The sequence below is a fragment of the Delftia sp. JD2 genome (assembly GCF_001682645.1).
GTDB lineage: Bacteria > Pseudomonadota > Gammaproteobacteria > Burkholderiales > Burkholderiaceae_C > Comamonas > Comamonas acidovorans.
On record NZ_LFJT01000004.1, the window covers coordinates 169677 to 192199 of the forward strand.

The window sequence follows — 22523 nt, forward strand, 5'->3', positions numbered from 1 at the left end:
CCTTGCCTTGAAGAAGCGCGCAAGGTTCAGGGCAGTCGGGGCTGCAAGCCCGCCAGCGACGGTCTTGCCTGCTGACTCAGGCCTGCAGCCAATTCTTGACCCGGCGCTGCCAGTGCGCGGGAATGCGCCTGGCCACGCCGCGCAGGATGGGTAGCGAGCGCAGATGGGCCAGCAGGATCAAGGCCCCCGATCTTGCAGCATGGTCCTGGCGTTGCAGGCGATGTGTGGCCAGGAAGGCCGCATCCAGTGGCTGGAGCAGGGCCTGATCGCGCGGCTGCAGCCCCTGGAGATAACCGTCGCCATAGAAAGTGGCTCCCGGCTGGGCGACCGCCCTCCCTGTCGCGGTGGGTTGCTGCGGTGGCTGCCCTTCAATGAAGTGGCGTTCGCGTATTTGCGCGAAGAAGTCCAGCCATTGGGCGGTGCTGGCGTCCCAGGGCATGACCCAGGACCAGTCGCGGCCCGCCAGCCTTTCGGGGAAGGCTCCTATGTCGGGCGCGACGATCGGCAGCCCGGCGGCCAGGCAGGCGCTCAGGGTGTAGCTGTAGGTCTCCGGCCATTGGGCGGGGAACCAGGCCAGGTCGGGCTGCAACCACTGCAGCAGAGCAGGCAGTTCTTCTTCCTTGTAGCCGCCGTGCACGGTCAGGCGTGCGCGCGGCTGGGTCTGCAGGCTGCGGTAGCCATAGCCGAGCAGATGGAATTCCACAGGAGCTCCCCGCTTGGCGGCTTCGATCGCCACGGCTTCCAGTACGTCGGCGCCCTTGATGGCGCTCATGGCTCCCAGTACGACGATCTTGAGCGGGGCCGTGGCGGCCAGCGGGTGTGCCACCGGGGCCGGCAGCTGTGCCGGCAGGTCGGTGTGGGCAACCGCCTGGACGCGGGCACCGGGCACGAAACCGGCGATCCGGCGGGCCGTGTCCTGGCTGGGGGCCAGTACATGGCGCGCGTTGTTCAGCAGCAGTGCATTGCGATGGCGCCACTGGGCCACGGTGCCGGCGTAGGGGGCTGTGTCCGTGGGTTCGCAGCAGCCGCACTCGCCCGCGCGGGGCGGCACGACGTAGCGGTTGTCGATGCCGGTCAGCGAGATGTTCTTGCAGTAGGTATAGAAATCATGGGCCGTGAAGTCATGGGCCGCACCCAGACGGGCGGGAAGGTCCAGGATGGCTTCGCTGTGGCCCAGCAGATGCTGGTAGTGCACATGCACCACGCCCAGCTGGCGCAGTGCCTGCACCAGTTCCTCCATCTGGTCGGCGACGCGGAAGGCGAGCTCGAATGCTTCCTTTTCCTCGGCACGGCGCAATACCACGGTGCCACCTGCGGCTGGCGAGAGCATGAGGAACAGCGCCTTGCCTTGCAGGAACTGCGCCAGTTCGCGCACATGGCGCACGGTGCCGCCCGCCCGGTCGTGGAGCACGGCCAGCACCACGGGCTGCTGCACTGCCTCGGCCTGCAGGCGTGCCACATCCAGCGCCAGGCGTGCCGTGCGCGCAGGGTCGGCCTGGACGAAGGCCATGACATCGGCTTCGTAGCGCGGATGCAGCCTGCGCAGGGTTTCCATGGCGGCACGTTCACGCGGGCTCTTGCTTTCTCCGAAGCTCACGCCGCCCGTGTGCAGCACGAAGGTGTCCAGCAAATGCAGGTTGCGCCAGCCAGCCTCTGCGGCACGCTGGCAGAAGTCGTTTTCTTCGCCATAGCCCTTGCCGAAGTGCTCGGTATCGAACAGGCCGACGGCGTTCAGGCTGTCGCGGCGGATGTACATGCAAAAGCCCACGCCGGTGGGCACGTCCACCACCTGGCCGGGATTGGTGCGCGCGCACAGTGCGTCGATGGCAGCCGTATCCATGCCGGGCGGCAGATCGTTGCCCTCGCAAAAGCGCGGGTAGCTGCAGATGGTGGCGTTGTTGGAGAACGGCGTGACTGAGGCGATGCGTGCATCGCCGTAGGCTGCCTGGCGGATGCGGTCCAGCCAGTCATTGGCGACCACGGTGTCGCTGTTGAGCAGCAGCACGTCATGGGCGGTGTTCAGCGCCATGCCCCGGTTGACGGTACCGACGAAGCCGAGGTTCTCCTCGTTCTCCAGCAGGGTGATGCGAGGCTCCTGCGCCGCCTTCTCGCGCAGCCAGGCCGTGACTTCGGGCTCCGGGCTGGCATCGTTGATGACCACGAGTTGCCAGTGCGTGCGGCAGGGGCTGGCCAGAACGGATTCGATGCAGTTGCGCGTGTCATCCAGGCCGCGGTACACGGGCACGATCACATCGACGGGCTGCTGGGGCATCGGCTGGGGTACGGGTGTATGGAGGACGGGGGCAGGCACTGGCGTGCGGCCCAGCAGGCGGTCAATTCGCATCTTGGCGTGGACGAGGGGGCGCGTGGCCCGGAAGACGGTGGAGTTCTCGATGTCGCGCAGGTGTTGTTCCAGCCGTGCGAAGTCCCGCTGTACGCGGGTGGCTTCCTGTTGCCAGATGGCGCGCTCCTTGCTCTGTGACTGGTGGCTGTCTTCCAGGAGGGCATTGCGGTGCTGCAGCCTATGGATCGCAGCGCTGTGCTTTTCCAGTTGCTGGACATCCTGCGCATGCTGCTGCTCAAGCAGCATGCGCTGTGTGTGCCACTGATCCTGCAGATCATTGGCCCGGCTGCGCTCCTGCGCGATCTGTCGCTCAAGCGGCTGCACGGCCCCGGCCAGCGCCAGATAGTCGGCCGACATGGGCCATCCCATCTCGATCTCCAGCGAGGCGCCACGCAGGGGGGCCAGGGTTTCTGCTGGAATGGGAAGTTCGAACCAGGGGTCATCGCCGGTCAGCAGCAGCATCAGCGCGAATGCGCCTGCCGGATGGAGCCCGTTCCACACCAACTGATGGTGAGGGCGTTGCCCCAGCAAGGCGGCATCCGAATCCTCGGGACGCCATTGCCAGACGACGGCGCCTTGCCCATCCAGCAAGGCCAGCCGGTACAGGTGCACGAAGCCCGGCCGGTCGGCCAGGTCCAGGCGCAGATGGCTCAGCGAAGTGTTGTGGTCGGGCAGTGCAAAGCGCAATGTCTGAAGTGCCTGGCCAATGATGCCGGTGGTGGAGAGCTTGCTCTCTTCCTCATAGCGGCCAGCGCGTGCCATGTAGAGCTGGGCCGTGAACAGCGCATGCCCTTGGGGGTAGTTCAGCGGCGGCTCGATGGGCAGCGCCTGGGCGGCGGGCGCTGCACTGGCGATGAACTGGTAGGCCAGTGCATCGGGCGTGGCCAGCAGGTGGCGGGCAACGGCAGGGGGCAGGCTGTCGTAGGCGACGCGGAATTCGGATTCGGGTAGCGCCCGCTCGATGGTGTCGATGTCGTCCACCTGCCAGCCTTGCTCGGCCAGAAAGCGCGACAGCGAGCGCCGCGTGAAAAAGCGCAGGTGGGTGCGGTCCAGCAGGCCTTCTTCGCGGTAGCGGAATTCGCCGTGCAGCAGTTCTGCCACCAGGCCGCTGTAGCCTGCATTGGGCACGGAGATCAGCAGACGGCCTTCGGGTGTCAGCCGCTTGCGGCAGGCAGCCAGGATGCGCTCGGGCTGGCGCAGGTGCTCGAGCACGTCGGCGCAGACGATGTAGTCATAGCGCGCGTCGCCGAAGAGCTGGTCCAGGTCGCAGTCCTCCAGGTCGGCCACATGGACATGGCGGTAGAAGGGCGCGGCATGGCGGGCCTCTTCCTGGCTCAGGGTGACGCCGTCGCAGACGCATTGCTTGTGCTCGGCGAGGAAGGCGCCCAGCGCGCCGCTGCCGCAGCCCAGATCCAGTATGTGCGCCTGGGCCCGGACATGGCCGGCCAGCACGGACAGCGACGTGCGCTCGTTCAGATCGACGGTGCGCAGGTAGACGTGGGGATCGGGAATGGGTGTGGTCATAGGAAATGAGGTGCCAGGCGCGGTCCGGGCAGGGATCGATCGCCCGTCATATTCATCTGCGCCAGTCGACCGTGGCCGGTCCGCAGAGAGCGGCGGAGCACGCCCACGCCAGGCGCAAAAAATCCCGGAAGTCCGGGCGGCAGATTGTCGCGCATCATAATCCCGGCCACCGCAGTGATTGCTTGGCATGGCGGGTTAATGACATTTTGTGCGGCTGTTGCATTTCCTTGCATCACGGCATACCCGCTGACGCCTTCCGGGCGCCTTCCGCTGAATACTCGGAGCCGCCGTTTTTTCGGCGCAGGTAAGCGGGTTGGAATTTGAAGATCTGAAGGGCGGCATTGATGGGTTCATCGTTGGTCGTGTCGGTGGTGAGCCACGGACATGGCGCTCATATACAGAGGCTGCTTGAATGCCTGGGGTCGGCGCGCCTTGCGCCGATGTCTCGAGTGGTGCTGACGCTCAATATTCCCGAACCGGAGCCCCTGGCTCCAGCGACCGGCTGGCCTTTTGTCCTAGAGATACGGCGCAATGCGCAACCCCTGGGTTTTGGCTGCAACCACAACCGGGCGCTGGCGAATGCCCGGGAGGCGTTTGTCTGCGTGATCAATCCTGACGTGTACTGGGGAGCGCAGGAAGAGCCGCTGCAAGAGCTTCTGGCGCTGGCGGCCCGGCCGGGGTTGGCCCTGGCCTATCCCCCGCAGATCGGCGAAGACGGCACGCTGCAGGATTTCGAGCGGGAGCTGCCATCTTTCTGGAATTTGCTGCGACGCAAGTTGCACGGACGTGTGGAGCAGCGTGTGGAATGGGTCAATGCGGCCTGCCTGGTGCTGGGCCGGGACAGCTGGATGCGGCTGCGTGGGTTTGACGAAGGTTTCTATATGTATTGTGAGGATGTGGATCTGTGCCTTCGCCTGCGGGTGCTGGGCGGAGAGCTTCGGCGCGGTGAGTTGCCTGTCGTCCATGCGGGGCAAAGGGCGAGCCGGCGCAGCCTGCGCCATGGCGCATGGCACGTGGCCAGCCTGCTGCGGCTGTGGAGCCGTCCGGCCTACCGCAAGGCCCGAGCCCTGCCGCAGGCAGCGCCCTCGCTGCGCAGCCTGCACGGGGAGCCATCGTGATCTGGATGGCGGTATTGGCCTTCATGGTGTCTTGCACCGGCTGTGCACTGCTGGTGCGCTGGGCCGGGCGGTCCTCGACGTCCTCTTACGGATACGACAAGCCGCAGCGCTTTCACATCGGCGAGGTACCCCGGCTTGGGGGCGTGCCGATGTACCTCGGACTGGCTGTCTCCTGGGGCGTGGGCACCTGGCTGAGCATGCGCGGAGATCCTTCCTCGCTGCGCATGCAGCTGTGGGTTGTCGTGTGCCTGGCCGCCATGCTGCCGGCCGTGGTCGGCGGCGTCATCGAGGATGTATCGCAGCGCCTGAGCGTGCGTTACCGGCTGGTGCTGACCCTGCTGAGCGCTGTGCTGGCGGTTTTGCTGTGCGGCCTCACCGTGCCCCGGCTCGGCTGGCCCTGGCTGGAACAGGCACTGGGTCCGGCCATGCCCTGGCTGGGCATGGGCCTGGCCGTCCTGGCCCTGACGGGCCTGCCCCATGCCTTCAACATCATCGACGGCTACAACGGGCTGGCCGGCATGGTGGCCACCATCATCTGCCTGGCGCTGGCCCACGTGGCCCTGCAGGTGGGGGACCGAACCCTGGCCGCCATGCTGGTGACGCTGGCCGCCGCCACCTGCGGCTTCCTGGTCTGGAACTACCCGCGCGGCATGATGTTTGCAGGCGATGGCGGGGCCTATGTCTGGGGACTGGCGATTGCCCTGGCCAGCATTGCCCTGGTGCAGCGCAATTCCGCAGTCTCGCCATGGTTTCCCATGCTGCTGCTGATCTATCCGGTCTGGGAGACGGTGTTTTCCATTTACCGCAAGCTGATGCGCGGCATGTCGCCGGGCATGGCGGATGCCCTGCATTTCCACCAGTTGATCTACCGGCGCATCGTGCGCGGCGTGTTCGACGACGATCTTGCACGGCGCATGCTGCGCCGCAATAACCGGACTTCGCCCTACCTGTGGGCGTTCACGCTGCTGACCGTGGTGCCGGCATTGCTGTTCTGGAGCAACACGCCCGTTCTGGTGGGTTTTTGCCTGCTGTTCGTGGTCAGCTATGTGATCGCCTATCTGGCCATCGTGCGCTTCAAGCTGCCGGGCTGGATGCAGAACAATGGATGATGGCCGGGCGCCAGTGGGCGTTCCGTCATCCGGGCATGCAACACTGCCGCGCAGTTGCGGCACAATGCCCGCCTTGTTGTTGACTACTTCCACGCCCCCGGGCTAGCACCATGAACGATATCCTCTCGATTGCCCCCCGCGACAAGGCCGAAATCCTCGCCCAGGCCCTGCCCTACATCCGCAAGTTCCATGGCAAGACCATGGTCATCAAGTATGGCGGCAACGCCATGACCGATCCGGCCCTGCAGGCCGACTTCGCGGAAGACGTGGTGCTGCTGAAGTTGGTGGGCATGAATCCGGTGGTGGTGCATGGCGGCGGGCCGCAAATCGAGACGGCCCTCAACCGCCTGGGCAAGAAGGGCGAGTTCATCCAGGGCATGCGCGTGACCGACGCGGAAACCATGGAAGTCGTGGAATGGGTGCTGGCCGGCGAGGTGCAGCAGGACATCGTGGGCCTGATCCACCAGGCCGGTGGCAAGGCCGTGGGCCTGACAGGGCGCGATGGTGGCCTGATCCGCGCACGCAAGCTCAAGATGGTCGACAACAAGGATCCGAACATCGAGTACGACGTGGGCCAGGTGGGCGATATCGTCTCCATCGACCCCAGCGTGGTGCGCGCGCTGCAGGATGACGCCTTCATCCCCGTGATCAGCCCCATCGGCTTTGGCGAGGAAAACGAGAGCTACAACATCAACGCCGACGTGGTCGCCAGCAAGCTGGCCACCGTGCTGCAGGCCGAAAAGCTCGTGCTGCTGACCAACACCCCTGGCGTGCTGGACAAGGCCGGCAGCCTGCTGACCGACCTCACGGCGCGCGAGATCGACGCCCTGTTCGCCGACGGCACCATCTCGGGCGGCATGCTGCCCAAGATCAGCGGCGCCCTGGATGCCGCCAAGGCGGGAGTCAACGCCGTGCACATCATCGATGGCCGCGTGCCGCATGCCATGCTGCTGGAAATCCTGACCGACCAAGCCTACGGCACCATGATCCGCAGCCATTGAGGCCCGATGGCGCGGACTTTGCGGTTCGCGTTACCATCGCGCATGGCCCGGGCGTGGTCTGACGGCCTGGGCCGGTTTGCTGCAAGCCGCCTTTGGGCGGCTTTTGTTTTTTAGGTTTGATATGCGTTTGCTTCTAGTTGAGGACGATGTGATGGTGGCCAGCGGCATCAAGCTGGGGCTGTCCGATGCGGGCTATGCCGTGGACTGGGTCGGCAGTGCCGAGCGCGCCCTGGAGGTGCTGGCCCAGGAAGCCTTCGACCTGGCCGTGATCGACATCGGCCTGCCGGGCATCGACGGGCTGGAACTCACACGCCGCCTGCGCAGCAGCGCCGTCGAGAGCTCGGCCATGCCCGTGCTGATCCTGACGGCGCGCGATGCGCTGCAGGACCGCGTGCAGGGCCTGGACCAGGGCGCCGACGACTACATGGTCAAGCCGTTTGAGCTTCCCGAGCTGCTCGCCCGGCTGCGCGCGCTGCTGCGCCGCTCGCAGGCAGCCACATCGGCCGTCCTGAGCTTTGGTCCCATCGAGCTGGACACGGCAGGCCGCCGCGCCGGTGCGCGCCAGCCTGCGCAAGACGATGAGAGCGAGGGAAAACTGCTGCCCATCGACCTGGGTCCACGCGAATGGACCGTGCTGGAATACCTGCTGATCCACGCGCCCAAGCCCGCCAGCAAGGACAAGCTGCTGCAGGCGCTCACGGGCTGGGACCGCGAGATCACGCCCAATGCGGTCGAGGTCTATGTCTCTCGTCTGCGCAGCAAGCTGGAGCCGCATGGCGTGGCGCTTCGTTCCATCCGGGGCTTCGGCTATCGGCTGGAACTCTCGCATACCGCCGCCTGATGCGGACATGGCGCATGGTCCCAGGCGCTGACCGCCTATGACAGCCAATCTGCGCCTTCGCCTGCTGGTGCTGCTGGTGGTGCCGCTGACGCTGCTGGCACTGATGGGCGGCTGGTTCGGCTATCGCTCGGCAGACGAAGCCTCCACCCAGCATGACCAGCGCTTGCTGCGCCTGCTGCCTGCGCTGGCCGATTCGGTGTTGGCGCCGTCGATCGCCGAGGGAACGCCGCCCCTGGTGGCACTGACGCCCGCCATCGAGGACGTCTTGCGCCAGCGCGGCGACGACGTCGGATATGCCATAGGTGACCTGCAGGGCCATGTCGTTGCCGGCGACACCTGGATCCGCTTCGACGTGCCTTCCACGCCGCTGGCCGAGTTCCACAGCCAGGAGCATGACGGCCTGACCTACCGCGTGGCCGTCATGCGCGCCGAAACCTATGGCGCCGGTGAAATGGTGCTGGTGCTGGCCGATGGCGGCGATGTGCGCCAGCAATGGGTACGCCAGTTGCTGCTGCATGTGCTGCTGCCCAGCGTGCTGCTGATCGCGGGTGCCGGCATCGCCATCTACTGGTCGGTCAGCCGGGCTTTCCGGCCGCTTCTGACCCTGACCCAGGCTGTGGAGCGGCGCTCGCCGCGCGACCTCAGTCCCATCTCGGAGCACAGCTCGCCGGCCGAAGTCCGTCCGCTGGTGCGCTCGCTCAATCGCCTGTTTGCACTGGTCAACGCACAGGCCGAAGGCCAGCGGCGCTTTGTGGCCGATGCGGCCCATCAATTGCGCACGCCGCTGGCGGCCTTGCAGGCCCAGGTCGAGGCCTGGGCGCTGAGCGCGCAGGCTGCCCAGGCCGAGGCGCGGCGCAAGGGCACCGAGGCCCAGGTGGTGCTCAGCGTGACGCAGATCGAGCAGTTGCGCGACGCCACGCGGCGCACCTCGCAGCTGGCACGCCAGTTGCTGGCGCTGTCACGTGCCGACGCCCGCAATGCTGAAGTCCAGCCGCTGCAGAAGGTGGACCTCAAGGACCTGTGCGAAAGCATGCTGGAAATGTTCTTCGATCAGGCCAGCGCCAAGGGGCTGGACTTCGGCCTTGACGTGGCGGCCGCCAGTGTCTGGGGCCACAGCTGGCTGCTGCGCGAACTGGTTTCCAACCTCGTGGACAACGCCATCAAGTACACGCCGCCCGGCGGCAGCGTCACGCTGCGCTGCGGCATGTACCATGGCGCGGCACAGTCTGCGGATGAGCCGCAAGGCTGGGCCTTCCTGGAGATCGAGGACGACGGCCCCGGCGTGCCCGAGGCCGAGCGCTCGCAGATCACGCAGCGCTTTTACCGCGCGCAGGGCGCGGCCGGTGACGGCACCGGGCTGGGGTTGGCCATTGCCGAAGAAATCGCCCTGCTGCACCAGGGCACTCTGGCCTTTGGCGCCGCAGCGCAAGGCAAGGGCCTGCTGGTACGCTTGGAGCTTCCATTGCAAATGCCGGCCATGCTCTCGGAAACAATAGCAGCGCAAGCAACAGGCAAGCGATCCTGACGGTTGCGCTCATGGGGACAGCTTTGTGCGGAGTTGCCGCCGAGGGCTGTGAGAGAATTACTTACAAATAGTTGATCTGCTTATGTCCGAGTCTGAAGTTCTGTCGCCTTTATCCGCTCCTGGCGCTGATGTCGTTTCCGACGAAGCCGCCTCCGCTTCCGCCCCTACGCCTGCGCGCAAACGCCCCAAACCCGGGGAGCGGCGCGAGCAGATCCTGCAGGCGCTTGCGGCCATGCTGGAGAAGCCGGGCGCAGAACGCATCACCACGGCAGCGCTGGCGGCCCATCTGGGCGTCAGCGAGGCAGCCCTGTACCGCCACTTCGCCAGCAAGGCCCAGATGTTCGAAGGCCTGATCGAGTTCATCGAGCAGTCCGTCTTCACGCTGGTGCAGCAGATCGTCGGGCGGGATGTGCCGGAGGAAGAGCGTCCCGCAGTGGATGGAATGCGCCAGGCCAGCCGCGTGATCTCCCTGGTTCTGCAGTTCGGCGAGCGCAACCCCGGCATGGTGCGCGTCATGGTGGGCGATGCCATCGTCTTCGAGCACGAGCGTCTGCAGGCCCGCATGAACCAGTTCTTCGACCGCATCGAATCCACGCTGCGCCAGTGCCTGCGCCCCGCCGCCGGTGCCCTGGGCTCCTCCGCCCCGACGGTCGATGCACAGGTGGCCGCCAGCGTGCTGACATCGTTTGCGCTGGGCCGCCTGCAGCGCTACGCACGCTCGGGTTTCCGCCGCCTGCCGACCGAGCATCTGGAAGCCAGCCTGGCCTTGATGGTCTGAACACGGCCCAGCGGACCCCAGGGTCCGCTTTGCAGCAAAGCCACCCGCTTGTGCCGGTGGCTTTTTTCATGGGCGCGCGGTGGATGGGGGTCCGCATCGGGTTGCTAGGTGTTTTCCCCCGCATGTCTTCGCCGCGACAAGCTTTCCATGCAAAATAGCACGAACGTTCGTTTTAACAAGAATTTTGCATGTCCAGCGTTTCCGCCCCACGCCGCACCACCCGTTTGACCGCTGACGCCACGGCCGATCCCAAGGCGGGCTCTTCCGTGCACGAAGCCGCTGCGCCCGCGCCGCGCCGCGCGCTGCACAAGGGGCAGCAGACCAAGGCCACCATTGTGGAGGCTGCCCTCAACCTGGCCACGCACATCGGGCTTGAGGGCCTGTCCATCGGCGCTCTGGCCGAGCTGACGGGCATGAGCAAGTCCGGCGTGTTCGCGCATTTTGGCTCGCGCGAGGAGCTGCAGATTTCCGTGGTGCATGAGTACCACGACCGTTTCGAGCAGGAAGTATTCTTTCCCGCGCTTCAGGCGCCACGCGGCGTGGCGCGTTTGCGGGCGCTGTTCGACAACTGGATGAAGCGCACTTCGATCGAGCTGGACTCGGGCTGCATCTATATCAGCGGCGCCGTGGAGTTCGACGACCGCACGGGGCCGGTGCGCGATGCGCTGACGGCCTCGGTCCAGACCTGGCATGCAGCGATGCGCCGCACCATCGTGCAGTGCCGCGAAAGCGGCGACCTGCGTGCCGACCTGGACGAGAACCAGCTGCTGTTCGAGATCCACGGCCTGATCCTGGCCCTGCATTACGAGGCGCGCTTTCTGCGCAACGAAGGCTCCATGCAGCGCGCCATCGACGGCTTCGAGAGCATTCTGGCGCGCTACGCCAGCCCGGCCTGATTTTTTCGCTTCCACCGTTTTCACCGCATCCACCGCAAACCCCGCCATCACAGGAGAAGACAAATGCCCAGCTACAACCCGCCCCTGCGCGACATGCAATTCCTCATGCACGAGGTGTTCAAGGTCACGGACGACTATCAGCAGATGACGGCGCATGCCGAGGTCGATGCCGACACCATCAATGCCGTGCTCGAAGAGGCGGGCAAGTTCGCGGCCAATGTGACGTTTCCGCTGAACATCAGCGGCGATGCCGAGGGCTGCGTGCTGAACAAGGAAACCCACGAGGTCACCACGCCCAAGGGCTTCAAGGAGGCCTACCAGAAGTATGTGGAAGGCGGCTGGCCTTCGCTGTCCTGCGATACGGCCTACGGCGGCCAGGGCCTGCCCTTTGCGGTGAACTCGGCGGTGTACGAGATGCTCAACAGCGCCAACCAGGCCTGGACCATGTACCCGGGCCTGTCGCACGGCGCCTATGAAGCCCTGCATGTGCACGGCACGGAAGAGCAAAAGAAGCTGTACCTGCCCAAGCTGACCAGCGGCGAGTGGACCGGCACCATGTGCCTGACCGAGCCCCATTGCGGCACCGACCTGGGCCTGCTGCGCACCAAGGCCGAGCCCGTGGCCGGCGCGCCCGAGGGCACCTACAAGATCACCGGCAACAAGATCTTCATCAGCGCGGGCGAGCACGACTTCACCGACAACATCGTCCACCTGGTGCTGGCCCGCCTGCCCGATGCGCCGGTCGGTTCCAAGGGCATCAGCCTGTTCGTGGTGCCCAAGTTCGTGGTCAAGGCCGATGGCTCGCTGGGCGAGCGCAACCCCATCTTCTGCGGTGCGCTGGAGCACAAGATGGGCATCCACGGCAATGCCACGGCACAGATCAATATCGACGGCGCCATCGGCACCCTGGTGGGCCAGCCGAACAAGGGCCTGCAGGCCATGTTCGTGATGATGAATGCCGCCCGCCTGGGCGTGGGCAACCAGTCGCTGGGCCTGACTGAGGTGGCCTACCAGAACGCCCTGGCCTATGCCAAGGACCGCCTGCAGATGCGCAGCCTGTCGGGCACCAAGGCCAAGGACAAGCCGGCCGACCCCATCATCGTCCACCCCGATGTGCGCCGCATGCTGCTGACGGCCAAGGCCTATGCCGAAGGCGGCCGCGCGCTGGTGACCTACTGCGCCTTCCTGATCGACAAGGAGTTCAACCACCCCGACGAGAAGGTGCGCAAGGACAGCGCCGAGCTGGTGGCGCTGCTGACGCCCATCGTCAAGGCCTTCATCACCGACAACGGCTGGACGGCCACCACCATGAGCCAGCAGGTCTATGGCGGCCATGGCTTCATTACCGAATGGGGCATGGAGCAGTTCGTGCGCGATGCGCGCATCAACATGATCTATGAAGGCACGAACGGCATCCAGGCGCTGGACCTGCTGGGCCGCAAGGTGCTGGGCAACCAGGGCGCATCGCTCAAGAAGTTCGGCAAGCTGGTGGCGCAGCTGGTGGAGGAAGAGGGCGTCAACGAGAAGATGGCCGAGTTCATCAACCCCATCGCCTACCTGGGCGACCAGATGACCAAGTTCACCACCGAGATCGGCTTCAAGGGCATGCAAAACCCCGACGAGGTGGGTGCCGCGTCCGTGGACTACCTGCGTGTGGCGGGCCACCTGGTGTTCGGCTACTTCTTCGCCCGCATGGCCCAGGTGGCGCTGCGCGAAATCGCCAAGGGCAACACCGACCCGTTCTACCAGGCCAAGCTGCAGACCGCGCGTTTCTACTTCGCCAAGCTGCTGCCCGAGACCGCCACGCTGATGCGCACGGCCCGCGCGGGCAGCAAGTCCCTGATGGACACGGACGCGGCGCTGGCCTGAACGGCTTCACTCCAACATGGGAGCGCGGGCTGTGCGCATCAGCGTGGCCTGCGCGCCTTTCTAGGCGAAAGGGGTTTGAAATGAAGGCATATCAAGCACTGGCAGCAATGGTCCTGGGCCTCACGGCTGCCGCAGCGCAGGCGCAGATGACGCCCGTGGGCCTGTGGAAGAGCGTGGACGACAAGAGCGGCGAGGCCAAGTCCGAGATCCGTGTGGCCGAGAACGACGGCGTGGTCACGGGCCGCATCGAGCAGATCCTGCGCAAGGGCGCCGATCCGGCCGCCACCTGCACCGAATGCTCGGACGACCGCAAGGGCCAGCCGCTCAAGGGGCTGGAGATCATCCGCGGCGCCAAGAAGGCCGAGGGCAAGGACGTCTGGGAAGGCGGCAAGATCCTCGACCCCGAAAACGGCAAGACCTACACGCTGCGCCTGACGCCCATCGAGGGCGGCGCCAAGCTCGAGGTGCGTGGCTCCATCGGCCCCTTCGGCCGCACCCAGACCTGGGTGCGCGTGCAGTAAACCATTCCGGAAGGCGGCCGCAGCGGCCGCCTTCCTCCCACTTGTGGAACATCCATGTCCCGATTCAATGTGAAGAAAGTCGCCGTGCTCGGCGCTGGCGTGATGGGAGCGCAGATCGCGGCCCATCTGGTCAATGTCAAGGTGCCCGTGGTGCTGTTCGACCTGCCTGCCAAGGAAGGCCCGAAAAGCGGCATCGCCGAGCGCGCCATCGCCAACCTCAAGAAGCTCAAGCCTTCGCCCATCGGCGTGGCCGAGGACGCGGACCTGATCCAGCCCGCCAACTACGAGGAGCACCTCAAGCTGCTCAAGGGCTGCGACCTGATCATCGAGGCCATTGCCGAGCGCATGGACTGGAAGCTCGACCTGTACACCAAGATCGCGCCCCATGTGGCCAAGCACGCCATCGTGGCGTCCAACACCTCGGGCCTGTCCATCACCAAGCTGTCCGAGGCGCTGCCCGACGCGATCAAGCCGCGCTTTTGCGGCATCCACTTCTTCAACCCGCCGCGCTACATGCCGCTGGTGGAGCTGATCGCCACGCCGACCACGCAGCCCGTGGTGCTGGACCAGCTCGAAGCCTTCGTCACCAGCGGCCTGGGCAAGGGCGTGGTGCGCGCCAAGGACACGCCCAACTTCATCGCCAACCGCATCGGCATCGCCGGCATGCTGGCCACGATGAAGGAGGTCGAGAACTTCGGCCTGACCTTCGACGTGGTCGATGACCTCACCGGCAAGAAGCTGGGCCGCGCATCCAGCGGCACCTTCCGCACGGCCGACGTGGTGGGCCTGGACACCATGGCCCATGTGATCAAGACGCTGCAGGACAACCTCAGCGCCGAGACCGATCCCTTCTACGGCAGCTTCGGCACGCCGCCCGTGCTGGCCAAGCTGATCGAGCTGGGCAACCTCGGCCAGAAGGCGAAGAAGGGCTTCTACAAGAAGGTCGGCCGCGACATCCTGCAGTTCGAGCTGGACAGCGAGGACTACGTGCCCGCCGGCGGCAAGGCCGACGAGGTCTATGGCCGCATGCTCAAGAAGCCCGCGGCCGAGCGCCTGAAGCTGCTGCGCAATGCCGAGGGCGCGCAGGGCCGCTTTTTGTGGGCCATCCTGCGCAACAGCTTCCACTACGCGGCCATCCACCTGGAGAGCATTGCCGAGTCGGCACGCGACGTGGACCAGGCCATGCGCTGGGGCTTCGGCATGAAGCAGGGCCCGTTCGAGCTGTGGCAGGAGGCGGGCTGGCTGGAAGTGGCGAAGATGGTCCAGGAGGACATCGATGCCGGCAAGGCATTGAGCAAGGCACCTCTGCCCAAGTGGGTCTTCGAAGGCCCGGTGGCCGAGGCTGGCGGCGTGCACACGGCGCAGGGCTCGTGGAGCCCTGCCAAGGGCCAGTTCGTGCCCCGCCGCGTGCTGCCCGTCTACGAGCGCCAGATCTTCCCCGAGAAGCTGCTGGGCGAAGACAGCCTGCCCGACTGGAAGACGGCCGGCACCACGATCGCCGAATCCAAGGCGCTGCGCACCTGGACGCTGGACGGCCAGATCCTGATCGCCAGCATCAAGAACAAGATGCACGCCATCAGCCCCGAGGTCATGGAAGCGCTGATGGAAGCCGTGGACGTGGCCGAGGCCGACTTCCAGGGCATGGTCATCTGGTCGGGCGATGCGCCGTTCAGCGTGGGCGCCGACCTGGAAGCCACCATGCCGGCCTTCGTGATCGGCGGCGCCGACGCCATCGAAAGCGTGGAGCAGGAGCTGCAAAACCTGATGCTGCGCATCCGCTACGCCCAGGTGCCCGTGGTTGCGGCCATCCATGGCATGGCGCTGGGCGGCGGCTGCGAGCTGGCCGTCTACAGCGCGCGCCGCGTGGCGCACATGGAAAGCTACATCGGCCTGGTGGAAGTCGGCGTGGGCCTGGTGCCCGGCGCGGGCGGCCTGACCTACATCGCGCGCCGCGCGGCAGAGAACGCCGCCACCAGCACGGGCAAGGACCTGCTGCCCTTCCTGACCGAAGGCTTCACGGCCGCGGCCATGGCCAAGGTGGGCACCAGTGCCATCGAGTCGCGCAAGCTGGGCTACCTGCTGGACAGCGACCTCATCGTGCCGCACAAGGACGAGCTGCTCTTCGTGGCCATCAACGAGGCCAAGTCCATGGCCGCAGGCGGCTGGCGCGCGCCGCTGCCGCGCAGCTTCCCCGTGGCGGGACGCAGCGGCGTGGCCACCATCAAGGGCTCGCTGGTCAACATGCGTGACGGCGGCTTCATCAGCGAGTTCGACCAGCATGTGGCCAGCCTGATCGCCAACGTGGTCTGCGGCGGCGACGTGGATGCGGGCACCCTGGTGGACGAGGCCTATCTGATGAAGCTCGAACGCAAGGCGTTCTGCCACCTGATCGGCCATCCGAAGACCCATGAACGCATTCTCGGAATGCTGAACACCGGCAAGCCCGTCCGGAATTGATATGTCCCCCCTGAGTCGCTTCGCGCCTTCCCCCCCAGGGGGACGACAGCCTCGCGGCGGGGCGGCCCTTGCTCGCTGTCCCTGGTCTGGAGCACGCCAGTTGTCTGGGGCGCGCCCTTTTCGGGGGCTGCGGGGGTGATGAATAACTGAGATCGAGGAGCAACCTCCATGAAACAAATCCAAGACGCCTACATCGTCGCCGCCACGCGCACGCCCATCGGCAAGTCGCACAAGGGCTTTTTCCGCAACTACCGTCCCGACGACCTGCTGGCGACCACGCTGAAGGCCGCGCTGGCCCAGGTGCCGGGGCTGGACCCGGCTGCCATCGAGGACATCATCTGCGGCTGCGCCATCCCCGAGGCCCAGCAGGGCCTGAACGTGGCGCGCATCAGCGCCGTGCTGGCGGGCCTGCCCACCAGCGTGGGCGGCATCACCGTGAACCGCTTCTGCGCCTCGGGCCTGTCGGCCGTGGCCATGGCGGCGGACCGCATCCGCGTGGGCGAGGCCGACGTGATGATCGCGGCCGGCGTCGAGAGCATGAGCATGGTGCCCATGATGGGCAACGCGCCCTCGCTGTCGCCATCCATCTTCGAGCGCGATGGCGACGTGGGCATTGCCTACGGCATGGGCCTGACGGCCGAGAAGGTGGCCCAGCAGTGGAAGGTCTCGCGCGATGCGCAGGACGCCTTTGCGCTGGAGTCGCACCGCCGTGCCCTGGCTGCGCAGCAGGCCGGCGAGTTCAAGGACGAGATCACGCCCATCGAGGTCACCGACCGGGGCCTGGACCTGGCCAAGGGCGAGCCCGTGGTGCGCACGCGCACCGTGGAGCTGGACGAGGGCGCACGCCCCGACACCAGCCTGGAAGGCCTGGGCAAGCTGCGCACCGTGTTCGCGGCGCGCGGCTCGGTGACGGCCGGCAACAGCTCGCAGACCAGCGATGGCGCAGGCGCGCTGATCCTGGCCAGCGGCGCCGCCGTGCAGCGCTTCGGCCTCACGCCGCTGGCGCGCTTCGTGAGCTATGCCAGCAAGGGCGTGCCGCCGGCCATCATGGGCATCGGCCCCATCGAAGCCATCCCGGCCGCGCTGCGCTATGCGGGCCTCAAGCAGGACGACATCGACTGGTTCGAGCTCAACGAAGCCTTTGCAGCCCAGTCGCTGGCCGTGGTCAACACGCTGGGCCTGGACCCCGCCAAGGTCAACCCCATGGGCGGCGCGATTGCCCTGGGCCACCCGCTGGGTGCCACGGGCGCCATCCGCTCGGCCACCGTGGTGCATGCGCTGCGCCGCAAGCAATTGCGCTACGGCATGGTGACGATGTGCGTCGGAATGGGCCAGGGCGCCGCCGGCATCTTCGAGCGGGTCTGACCGCTGCTCAAAGCCCCGTTCGCGGGGCTTTGTTTTTTCCGCTCATCCCATCCTTTCCCATCCATGCGAGCCGGCACAGAAACGGCACCGACCAGGAGACAGCCATGGAACAACACCAACTCAGCAGCGACGGCGCCACGCTGGCGCTGCGCGTCTATACGCCCGCTGGCCCGCCGCGCGCCAGCGTGGTCATCGGCGGGGCCATGGGGGTGCGCCAGGCCTTCTACGAGGCCTTTGCCACCTGGCTTGCGGGCCAGGGCTATCGGGTGACCAGCTTTGACTACCGGGGCCATGGCGATTCCTTGCAAGGCTCTTTGCGCCAGGTGCGTGCCGACCTGTGCGACTGGGCGCGCGATTACGAGGCAGTCATCGCCCATGCCAAGGCGCAGCTGCCGGACCAGCCGCTGTTCCTGATCGGCCACAGCCTGGGCGCCCAGCTGCCGGGCCTGCTGCGCTCCCCGCAGCTGGTGGACGGCCTTTTGAGCATTGCGGCCGGCAGCGGCTACTGGCGTGACAATGCGCCCCGCCTCAAGCGCATGGTTCCCTATTTCTGGCATGTGCTGGTGCCCGTGGCCACGCGCCTGTGCGGCTACTTTCCGGGCCGGCGCCTGCGCAAGGTGGGCGACCTGCCGGCCGGCGTCATGCTGCAGTGGCGCCGCTGGTGCCTGAATCCGCGCTACAGCGTGGGTGCCGAGGGCGAGGCCGCCGCGCGCAGCTACGCCGCCGTGCGCTTTCCGGTGATGGCGCTGTCCATGAGCGACGACGAACTCATGACCTGGCGCGGCACCGAGCACCTGTTCGCGCTCTACGCCAATGCCCCCAGCCGCATCGAGCGCATCGAACCCAAGGCCCTGCAGTTGCGGCGCATAGGGCATTTCGGCTTCTTCCGCGCCGATATGCGCGACGCGCTCTGGGGCCGGGCCGTGGACGTTTTCTCGGGCTGGACCAAGGCGCCGGCAGCCGCGGCCCACCCGCGCTTTCCCTCACCCGCAGAGTCGCCGGCTTGACGGACGCGGGCCCCGCTTGCCATCACACTCGTTTGCCATGAGCACAGACATCCATCCTCTCGACCAGGCCGTGGCGCTCACGCCCACCGGCGCCGTTGGCCACTACCAGGGCCAGACCACGCAGGACTACTGGAACATGGTGGGCCCGTACGGCGGCATCACCGCCGCCGCGCTGGTGCAGGCCATCCAGCAGCATCCGCTGTGCCTGGGCGATCCGCTGTCCATCACCGTCAACTACGCAGCTGCGCTGGGCGCGGGGCGCTTCGATATCGAGGCCCGCCCCGTGCGCACCAACCGCTCCACCCAGCACTGGCTGCTGACCATCACCCAGCCTGACCAGGACGGTGATGCCCAGGTCGTCACCACGGCCACGGCCGTCACGGCCGTGCGGCGCAGCACCTGGGGCGGCACCGACCTGTCCATGCCCGAGGTGCCGTCGCCCGCCACCGTGCCGCGCGTGCCGCCGCTGGGCGGTGTGGAATGGCTCAACCGCTACGACATGCGCTTTCTCGACGGCATCATTCCCCAGACCTGGGATGGCCGCGAGACCGACAGCCTCACGCGCCTGTGGGTGCGCGACGAGCCGCCGCGCGCACTGGATTTTTGCGCGCTGGCCGGCCTGGCTGACGTATTCTTCCCGCGCGTGTGGCTGCGCCGCGCACAGCGCACCCCGGCGGGCACGGTGTCCATCACCGTCTACTTCCATGCGGGGAGCGAGGAACTGGCCGCCGCAGGCACGGGCCACCTGCTGGCCCAGGCGCGCGGCCAGGAATTTCGCAACGGCTTCTTCGACCAGAGCGCCCAGCTGTGGAGCGAGGCCGGCGTGATGCTGGCGAGCAGCCACCAGATCGTGTATTTCAAGGAATAAGCAAGGCAAGACCATCATGAGCGAAACCACCCAGGACATCCTCGTGCACACCGAAGCCGGTGTCTGCACCATCACCTTCAACCGCGCAGACAAGAAGAACTCCATCACCGAGGCCATGTACGCCAGCATGGCCGATGCGCTGGCCCAGGCCGGCGAAGACGCCGCCGTGCGCTGCGTGGTCTTCCAGGGCGACATGGCCATCTTCAGCGCGGGCAACGACATTGCCGACTTCCTCAAGCAGTCGGCCGGCGGCGCCGCCAGGCCGGAGGGCGAGCAGCGCCCCGTCTGGCGCTTCCTGCACAACATCGCCGCCTTTCCCAAGCCCGTGATCGCCGCCGTCTGCGGCCCGGCCGTGGGCATCGGCACCACCTTGCTGCTGCACTGCGACCTGGTCTATGCGGGCGACAACGCGGCCTTCTCGCTGCCCTTCGTGAACCTGGGCCTGTGCCCCGAAGCGGCCTCCAGCCTGCTGCTGCCCCAGATGCTCGGCTACCACCGCGCGGCCGAGGCCCTGCTGCTGGGCGAGCCCTTCCTGGCCGAGGCCGCCCTGGAAGTGGGCCTGGTCAACCGCGTCGTGCCGCCCAGCGAATGCAATGCGCTGGCCCAGGCCCAGGCCAGGAAGCTGGCGGCCAAGCCGCTGTCGGCCCTGATCGAGACCAAGCGCCTCATGAAGGCCGGCCAGTCCGGGCTGGTGCGCGAGCGCATGGCCGAGGAGGGAGCGAGCTTCGGCAAGCTGATGGGCGGGCCTGCTGCCAAGGAGGCGTTCACCGCGTTCATGGAGAAGCGCAAGCCGGACTTCAGCCAGTGCTGAAATCCACGAAGGTCTCTGAGGTGCCCGTGCAGTTCGAGCCCGAGTTCATCGCCGGGCTGCGCGAAGTGTTCGAGCGCCAGATCGCCTTCAACCAGGTGCTGGGCCTGCGCATCACTGAAGTGCTGCCCGAGCGGGTTGAAGGCCGCATCACCATGCGGCCCGAGCTCATCGGCCACGCCGCCTACCAGCGCATCCACGGCGGCGTGATCAGCGCCGGCCTGGACTCCATGGGCGGCCTGGCCGTCATGGCCGCCATCGGCGCCAAGCACATGGACGATGCGCCGCTGCAGCGCCTGCACCGCTTCTCGCGACTGGGCACCATCGACCTGCGCGTGGACTACCTGCGCCCCGGCATAGGCAGCGAATTCATCCTGCGCGCCGAGGTGCTGCGGCTGGGTTCACGCGTGGCCAACACGCGCATGGAATTCCTGGGGGCCGATGGCAGCTTGCTGTCCACGGGGACGGCAGCGTACATCGTTTCTTGAAGCATGGCCCGCTGACTGCGGGCCTTCTTTTTGCGTCTCTTCACCCCCAGCGCGCGCGCCACACGGCCCAGGCCGTGCCTGCGCCATAGGCGGCCATGGCCACGGCGACCAGGATGAACAGCGACTGGGCGCTGCCCAGGCCGCTGGACATGAGCCAGCCGCCGCCCACCACCACGATCAGCAGGCGCACCGTGCCGGCCAGCACGGGGGCCCAGACGCGGCCTGCGCCCAGGGAGGCGAAGTACAGCACCAGTCCCAGGCCGAACAGCCCGAAGGCCGGACCCACGGTGCGCAGGTAGAGGTCGGCATAGGCGCGCACGGACGGGTCGCCGGTGAAGATGCCTGACCACAGCTGCGGCCAGACCATGACCACCAGCCCCAGCACGCCCAGCAGGGCCGCGGCCATGGCGCCGCCCGACCAGGCCACGCGGCGCGCGCGTGCCACCTGGCCTGCGCCCATGGCCATGCCCACCATGGGCACGGCGGCCATGCCCACGCCGAAGGCCATGGGGATCAGCAGGAACTCCAGCCGCTGGCCTATGCCGTAGCCGGCCAGGGCCAGCGGGCCCAGGCGGGCGACCATGCCTGTCAGCAGCAGCGCGGCCAGCGCCGTTTGCACGGGGGACAGGCAGGCCAGGGCGCCCACGCGCAGGATGTCGCGGAACATGGGCCAGGCCAGGCGCGGCGTGCGCCAGTCCAGCTGCAGGCGCTGCTGGCCCCATTGCAGGTAGGCCAGAAAGGCCGCCACGGCCAGCACCATGGCCACGATGTTGCCCACGGCCACGCCCGGCATGCCCCAGCGCGGCATGGGCCCCAGGCCCAGGCCCAGCGTGCCGCCCACCACGATCTGCACCAGCGAGGCCGCAAAGATCACGGCCGACGGCATGCGCATATTGCCCGTGCCCCGCACCACCGAGGCCAGCGTATTGCACAGCCACACCAGGATGGCGCCGCTGAACAGCACGGCGCCAAAGCCCGTGGCCGCCGCCAGCACCTCGCCGCGCCCGCCCAGCCAGCCGTAGAAGGTGGCGCCGCAGAGCACGAAGATGACCGAGTACAGCAGCCCTGCGATGGCGCCGATCACGATGGCGTGCAGGGCCAGTGCCGAGGCACGCGCGCCGTCGCCCGCGCCCAGCGCGCGGCTGATGGCCGAGGACACGCCGCTGCCCATGGCGCCGTTGCTCATCATCTGCGTGAGCATGGCCAGCGGAAACACCAGGGCCATGGCCGCCAGCGATACGGTTCCCAGCTGCCCCACGTAGTAGGTCTCGGCCACGGCGACCAGCACCGACATGCTCAGCGCCACCATGTTGGGCACGGCCAGGCGCATCAGGGTGGAGGCGATGGGGCCGCTGACCAACGGATGCGCGGACCCGCTGGCCGCAGCGCCAGGGGCTGCGGAGGGCAGGGCGGCGCTCATTCCGCGCTCTCCTGCGTGGCGGTTTCCAGCACGGGCAGCATGCCCAGCACCAGGCTTTCCAGCGCGCCGATCTGCTCGCTGCCGCACAGCTCGCGCACGCGCTGCTGGGCCTGGCGCCACAGGGCGGCAGCCTCGCGGATGCGGGCGCGGCCTTCGGGCGTGACCACCACGCAGCGGCTGCGCGCATCCGCGCCGGGAACCAGGTCGATGAAGCCGGCCTGCTGCAGCGTGCGCAGATTGCGCGTCATCGTCGTGCGGTCGGTGTGCAACTGCTCGGCCAGGGCCGAGACCGTGGGCGGGCCGTCGGGCGCATTGCGTGCCTGCACCAGCAGGCTGAACTGCGTGCCGCGCAGGCCGCTGGGCGCCAGCGTGTCGTCATAGAGCTGCGAGATCTTGCGCGACAGGCTGCGCACCATGAAGCAGGTGCAGACCGGACTGGCGGCGCTTGAGGTGGAGGAGGTCATGGGGCGTGGGGCAGGTGGCCTGGAATGGAAATGAGTGTAGATGCACCTATTGATTTGCGCATGTCCGCTGCGCGACCTGTGCATGCGCGGTGTGTGATCGAGAAAGGCTTGCAAGCACAT

18 protein-coding genes are annotated in these 22523 nt (G+C 67.1%); 15 read left to right on the forward strand and 3 right to left on the reverse strand.

Going from position 1 to position 22523, the window contains the following annotated elements:
- Positions 1-76: 76 nt before the first annotated feature.
- The gene (locus ACM14_RS03865) at positions 77-3868 is read right to left on the reverse strand and encodes a methyltransferase domain-containing protein (protein ID WP_065345388.1); all 3792 of its coding nucleotides are present in this window, start codon (positions 3866-3868) and stop codon (positions 77-79) included.
- A gap of 344 nt (positions 3869-4212) precedes the next feature.
- Between ACM14_RS03865 and ACM14_RS03870 the strand changes: the two genes are divergently transcribed.
- The 15 genes from ACM14_RS03870 (at position 4213) to ACM14_RS03940 (ending at position 20519) form a co-directional block, all read left to right on the forward strand.
- Complete coding sequence (locus ACM14_RS03870) at positions 4213-4986, forward strand: glycosyltransferase family 2 protein (RefSeq protein WP_013804212.1); 774 nt, start codon at positions 4213-4215, stop codon at positions 4984-4986.
- Positions 4987-4991: 5 nt separating this feature from the next.
- A complete protein-coding gene (locus tag ACM14_RS03875; protein WP_012203250.1) occupies positions 4992-6095 on the forward strand; it encodes a glycosyltransferase family 4 protein in 1104 nt (367 codons plus the stop codon).
- A 110-nt stretch (positions 6096-6205) separates the two neighbouring features.
- On the forward strand, positions 6206-7096 hold the full coding sequence (gene argB / locus ACM14_RS03880; RefSeq protein WP_012203251.1) for an acetylglutamate kinase: 891 nt from the start codon (positions 6206-6208) through the stop codon (positions 7094-7096).
- Positions 7097-7217: 121 nt separating this feature from the next.
- Positions 7218-7937, forward strand: a complete 720-nt coding sequence (locus tag ACM14_RS03885) for a response regulator transcription factor (RefSeq protein ID WP_012203252.1) — start codon at positions 7218-7220, stop codon at positions 7935-7937.
- A gap of 37 nt (positions 7938-7974) precedes the next feature.
- Positions 7975-9462, forward strand: a complete 1488-nt coding sequence (locus tag ACM14_RS03890) for a sensor histidine kinase (RefSeq protein WP_034390299.1) — start codon at positions 7975-7977, stop codon at positions 9460-9462.
- Positions 9463-9544: 82 nt separating this feature from the next.
- On the forward strand, positions 9545-10240 hold the full coding sequence (gene slmA / locus ACM14_RS03895; protein WP_012203254.1) for a nucleoid occlusion factor SlmA: 696 nt from the start codon (positions 9545-9547) through the stop codon (positions 10238-10240).
- Between the two features lie 188 nt (positions 10241-10428).
- Positions 10429-11136, forward strand: a complete 708-nt coding sequence (locus ACM14_RS03900) for a TetR/AcrR family transcriptional regulator (protein WP_012203266.1) — start codon at positions 10429-10431, stop codon at positions 11134-11136.
- Between the two features lie 63 nt (positions 11137-11199).
- The gene (locus ACM14_RS03905) at positions 11200-13005 is read left to right on the forward strand and encodes an acyl-CoA dehydrogenase C-terminal domain-containing protein (protein ID WP_012203267.1); all 1806 of its coding nucleotides are present in this window, start codon (positions 11200-11202) and stop codon (positions 13003-13005) included.
- Positions 13006-13085: 80 nt separating this feature from the next.
- Entirely contained in the window at positions 13086-13526 is a 441-nt protein-coding gene (locus ACM14_RS03910; RefSeq protein ID WP_012203268.1) for a DUF2147 domain-containing protein, read from the forward strand.
- Positions 13527-13580: 54 nt separating this feature from the next.
- Complete coding sequence (locus ACM14_RS03915; RefSeq protein WP_065345389.1) at positions 13581-15983, forward strand: 3-hydroxyacyl-CoA dehydrogenase/enoyl-CoA hydratase family protein; 2403 nt, start codon at positions 13581-13583, stop codon at positions 15981-15983.
- 168 nt (positions 15984-16151) lie between these two features.
- Positions 16152-17348 carry an acetyl-CoA C-acyltransferase gene (locus ACM14_RS03920; RefSeq protein WP_016446429.1) on the forward strand — a complete coding sequence of 399 codons (1197 nt, stop codon included), beginning with the start codon at positions 16152-16154 and terminating at the stop codon, positions 17346-17348.
- 104 nt (positions 17349-17452) lie between these two features.
- Positions 17453-18355, forward strand: a complete 903-nt coding sequence (locus ACM14_RS03925; protein WP_016451807.1) for an alpha/beta fold hydrolase — start codon at positions 17453-17455, stop codon at positions 18353-18355.
- Positions 18356-18392: 37 nt separating this feature from the next.
- Entirely contained in the window at positions 18393-19223 is an 831-nt protein-coding gene (locus ACM14_RS03930) for an acyl-CoA thioesterase II (protein ID WP_065345390.1), read from the forward strand.
- 16 nt (positions 19224-19239) lie between these two features.
- A complete protein-coding gene (locus ACM14_RS03935; RefSeq protein WP_013804194.1) occupies positions 19240-20034 on the forward strand; it encodes an enoyl-CoA hydratase in 795 nt (264 codons plus the stop codon).
- Entirely contained in the window at positions 20028-20519 is a 492-nt protein-coding gene (locus tag ACM14_RS03940; protein WP_065345391.1) for a thioesterase family protein, read from the forward strand. The genes ACM14_RS03935 and ACM14_RS03940 overlap by 7 nt, the downstream gene beginning before the upstream one ends.
- 40 nt (positions 20520-20559) lie before the next feature.
- Here ACM14_RS03940 and ACM14_RS03945 read toward each other — a convergent pair whose 3' ends face one another.
- Together ACM14_RS03945 and ACM14_RS03950 are read right to left on the reverse strand one after the other, a co-directional pair.
- Positions 20560-21939 (reverse strand): MATE family efflux transporter, encoded by a 1380-nt coding sequence (locus tag ACM14_RS03945; RefSeq protein ID WP_065345392.1) that lies wholly within the window; start codon positions 21937-21939, stop codon positions 20560-20562.
- Entirely contained in the window at positions 21936-22403 is a 468-nt protein-coding gene (locus ACM14_RS03950) for a MarR family winged helix-turn-helix transcriptional regulator (protein ID WP_013804191.1), read from the reverse strand. Before ACM14_RS03950 ends, ACM14_RS03945 begins: the two co-directional genes overlap by 4 nt.
- Positions 22404-22523: the final 120 nt, after the last annotated feature.

Bases quoted from the DNA above. Each gene is read 5' to 3' on its own strand.
- ACM14_RS03900 (WP_012203266.1), top strand. From the start codon at position 10,429: ATGTCCAGCGTTTCCGCCCCACGCCGCACCACCCGTTTGACCGCTGAC.
- argB (WP_012203251.1), top strand. From the start codon at position 6,206: ATGAACGATATCCTCTCGATTGCCCCCCGCGACAAGGCCGAAATCCTC.
- ACM14_RS03930 (WP_065345390.1), top strand. From the start codon at position 18,393: ATGAGCACAGACATCCATCCTCTCGACCAGGCCGTGGCGCTCACGCCC.
- ACM14_RS03885 (WP_012203252.1), top strand. From the start codon at position 7,218: ATGCGTTTGCTTCTAGTTGAGGACGATGTGATGGTGGCCAGCGGCATC.
- ACM14_RS03905 (WP_012203267.1), top strand. From the start codon at position 11,200: ATGCCCAGCTACAACCCGCCCCTGCGCGACATGCAATTCCTCATGCAC.
- ACM14_RS03935 (WP_013804194.1), top strand. From the start codon at position 19,240: ATGAGCGAAACCACCCAGGACATCCTCGTGCACACCGAAGCCGGTGTC.
- slmA (WP_012203254.1), top strand. From the start codon at position 9,545: ATGTCCGAGTCTGAAGTTCTGTCGCCTTTATCCGCTCCTGGCGCTGAT.
- ACM14_RS03910 (WP_012203268.1), top strand. From the start codon at position 13,086: ATGAAGGCATATCAAGCACTGGCAGCAATGGTCCTGGGCCTCACGGCT.
- ACM14_RS03870 (WP_013804212.1), top strand. From the start codon at position 4,213: ATGGGTTCATCGTTGGTCGTGTCGGTGGTGAGCCACGGACATGGCGCT.
- ACM14_RS03920 (WP_016446429.1), top strand. From the start codon at position 16,152: ATGAAACAAATCCAAGACGCCTACATCGTCGCCGCCACGCGCACGCCC.
- ACM14_RS03890 (WP_034390299.1), top strand. From the start codon at position 7,975: ATGACAGCCAATCTGCGCCTTCGCCTGCTGGTGCTGCTGGTGGTGCCG.
- ACM14_RS03950 (WP_013804191.1), bottom strand. From the start codon at position 22,403: ATGACCTCCTCCACCTCAAGCGCCGCCAGTCCGGTCTGCACCTGCTTC.
- ACM14_RS03925 (WP_016451807.1), top strand. From the start codon at position 17,453: ATGGAACAACACCAACTCAGCAGCGACGGCGCCACGCTGGCGCTGCGC.
- ACM14_RS03915 (WP_065345389.1), top strand. From the start codon at position 13,581: ATGTCCCGATTCAATGTGAAGAAAGTCGCCGTGCTCGGCGCTGGCGTG.
- ACM14_RS03875 (WP_012203250.1), top strand. From the start codon at position 4,992: ATGGCGGTATTGGCCTTCATGGTGTCTTGCACCGGCTGTGCACTGCTG.
- ACM14_RS03945 (WP_065345392.1), bottom strand. From the start codon at position 21,939: ATGAGCGCCGCCCTGCCCTCCGCAGCCCCTGGCGCTGCGGCCAGCGGG.
- ACM14_RS03865 (WP_065345388.1), bottom strand. From the start codon at position 3,868: ATGACCACACCCATTCCCGATCCCCACGTCTACCTGCGCACCGTCGAT.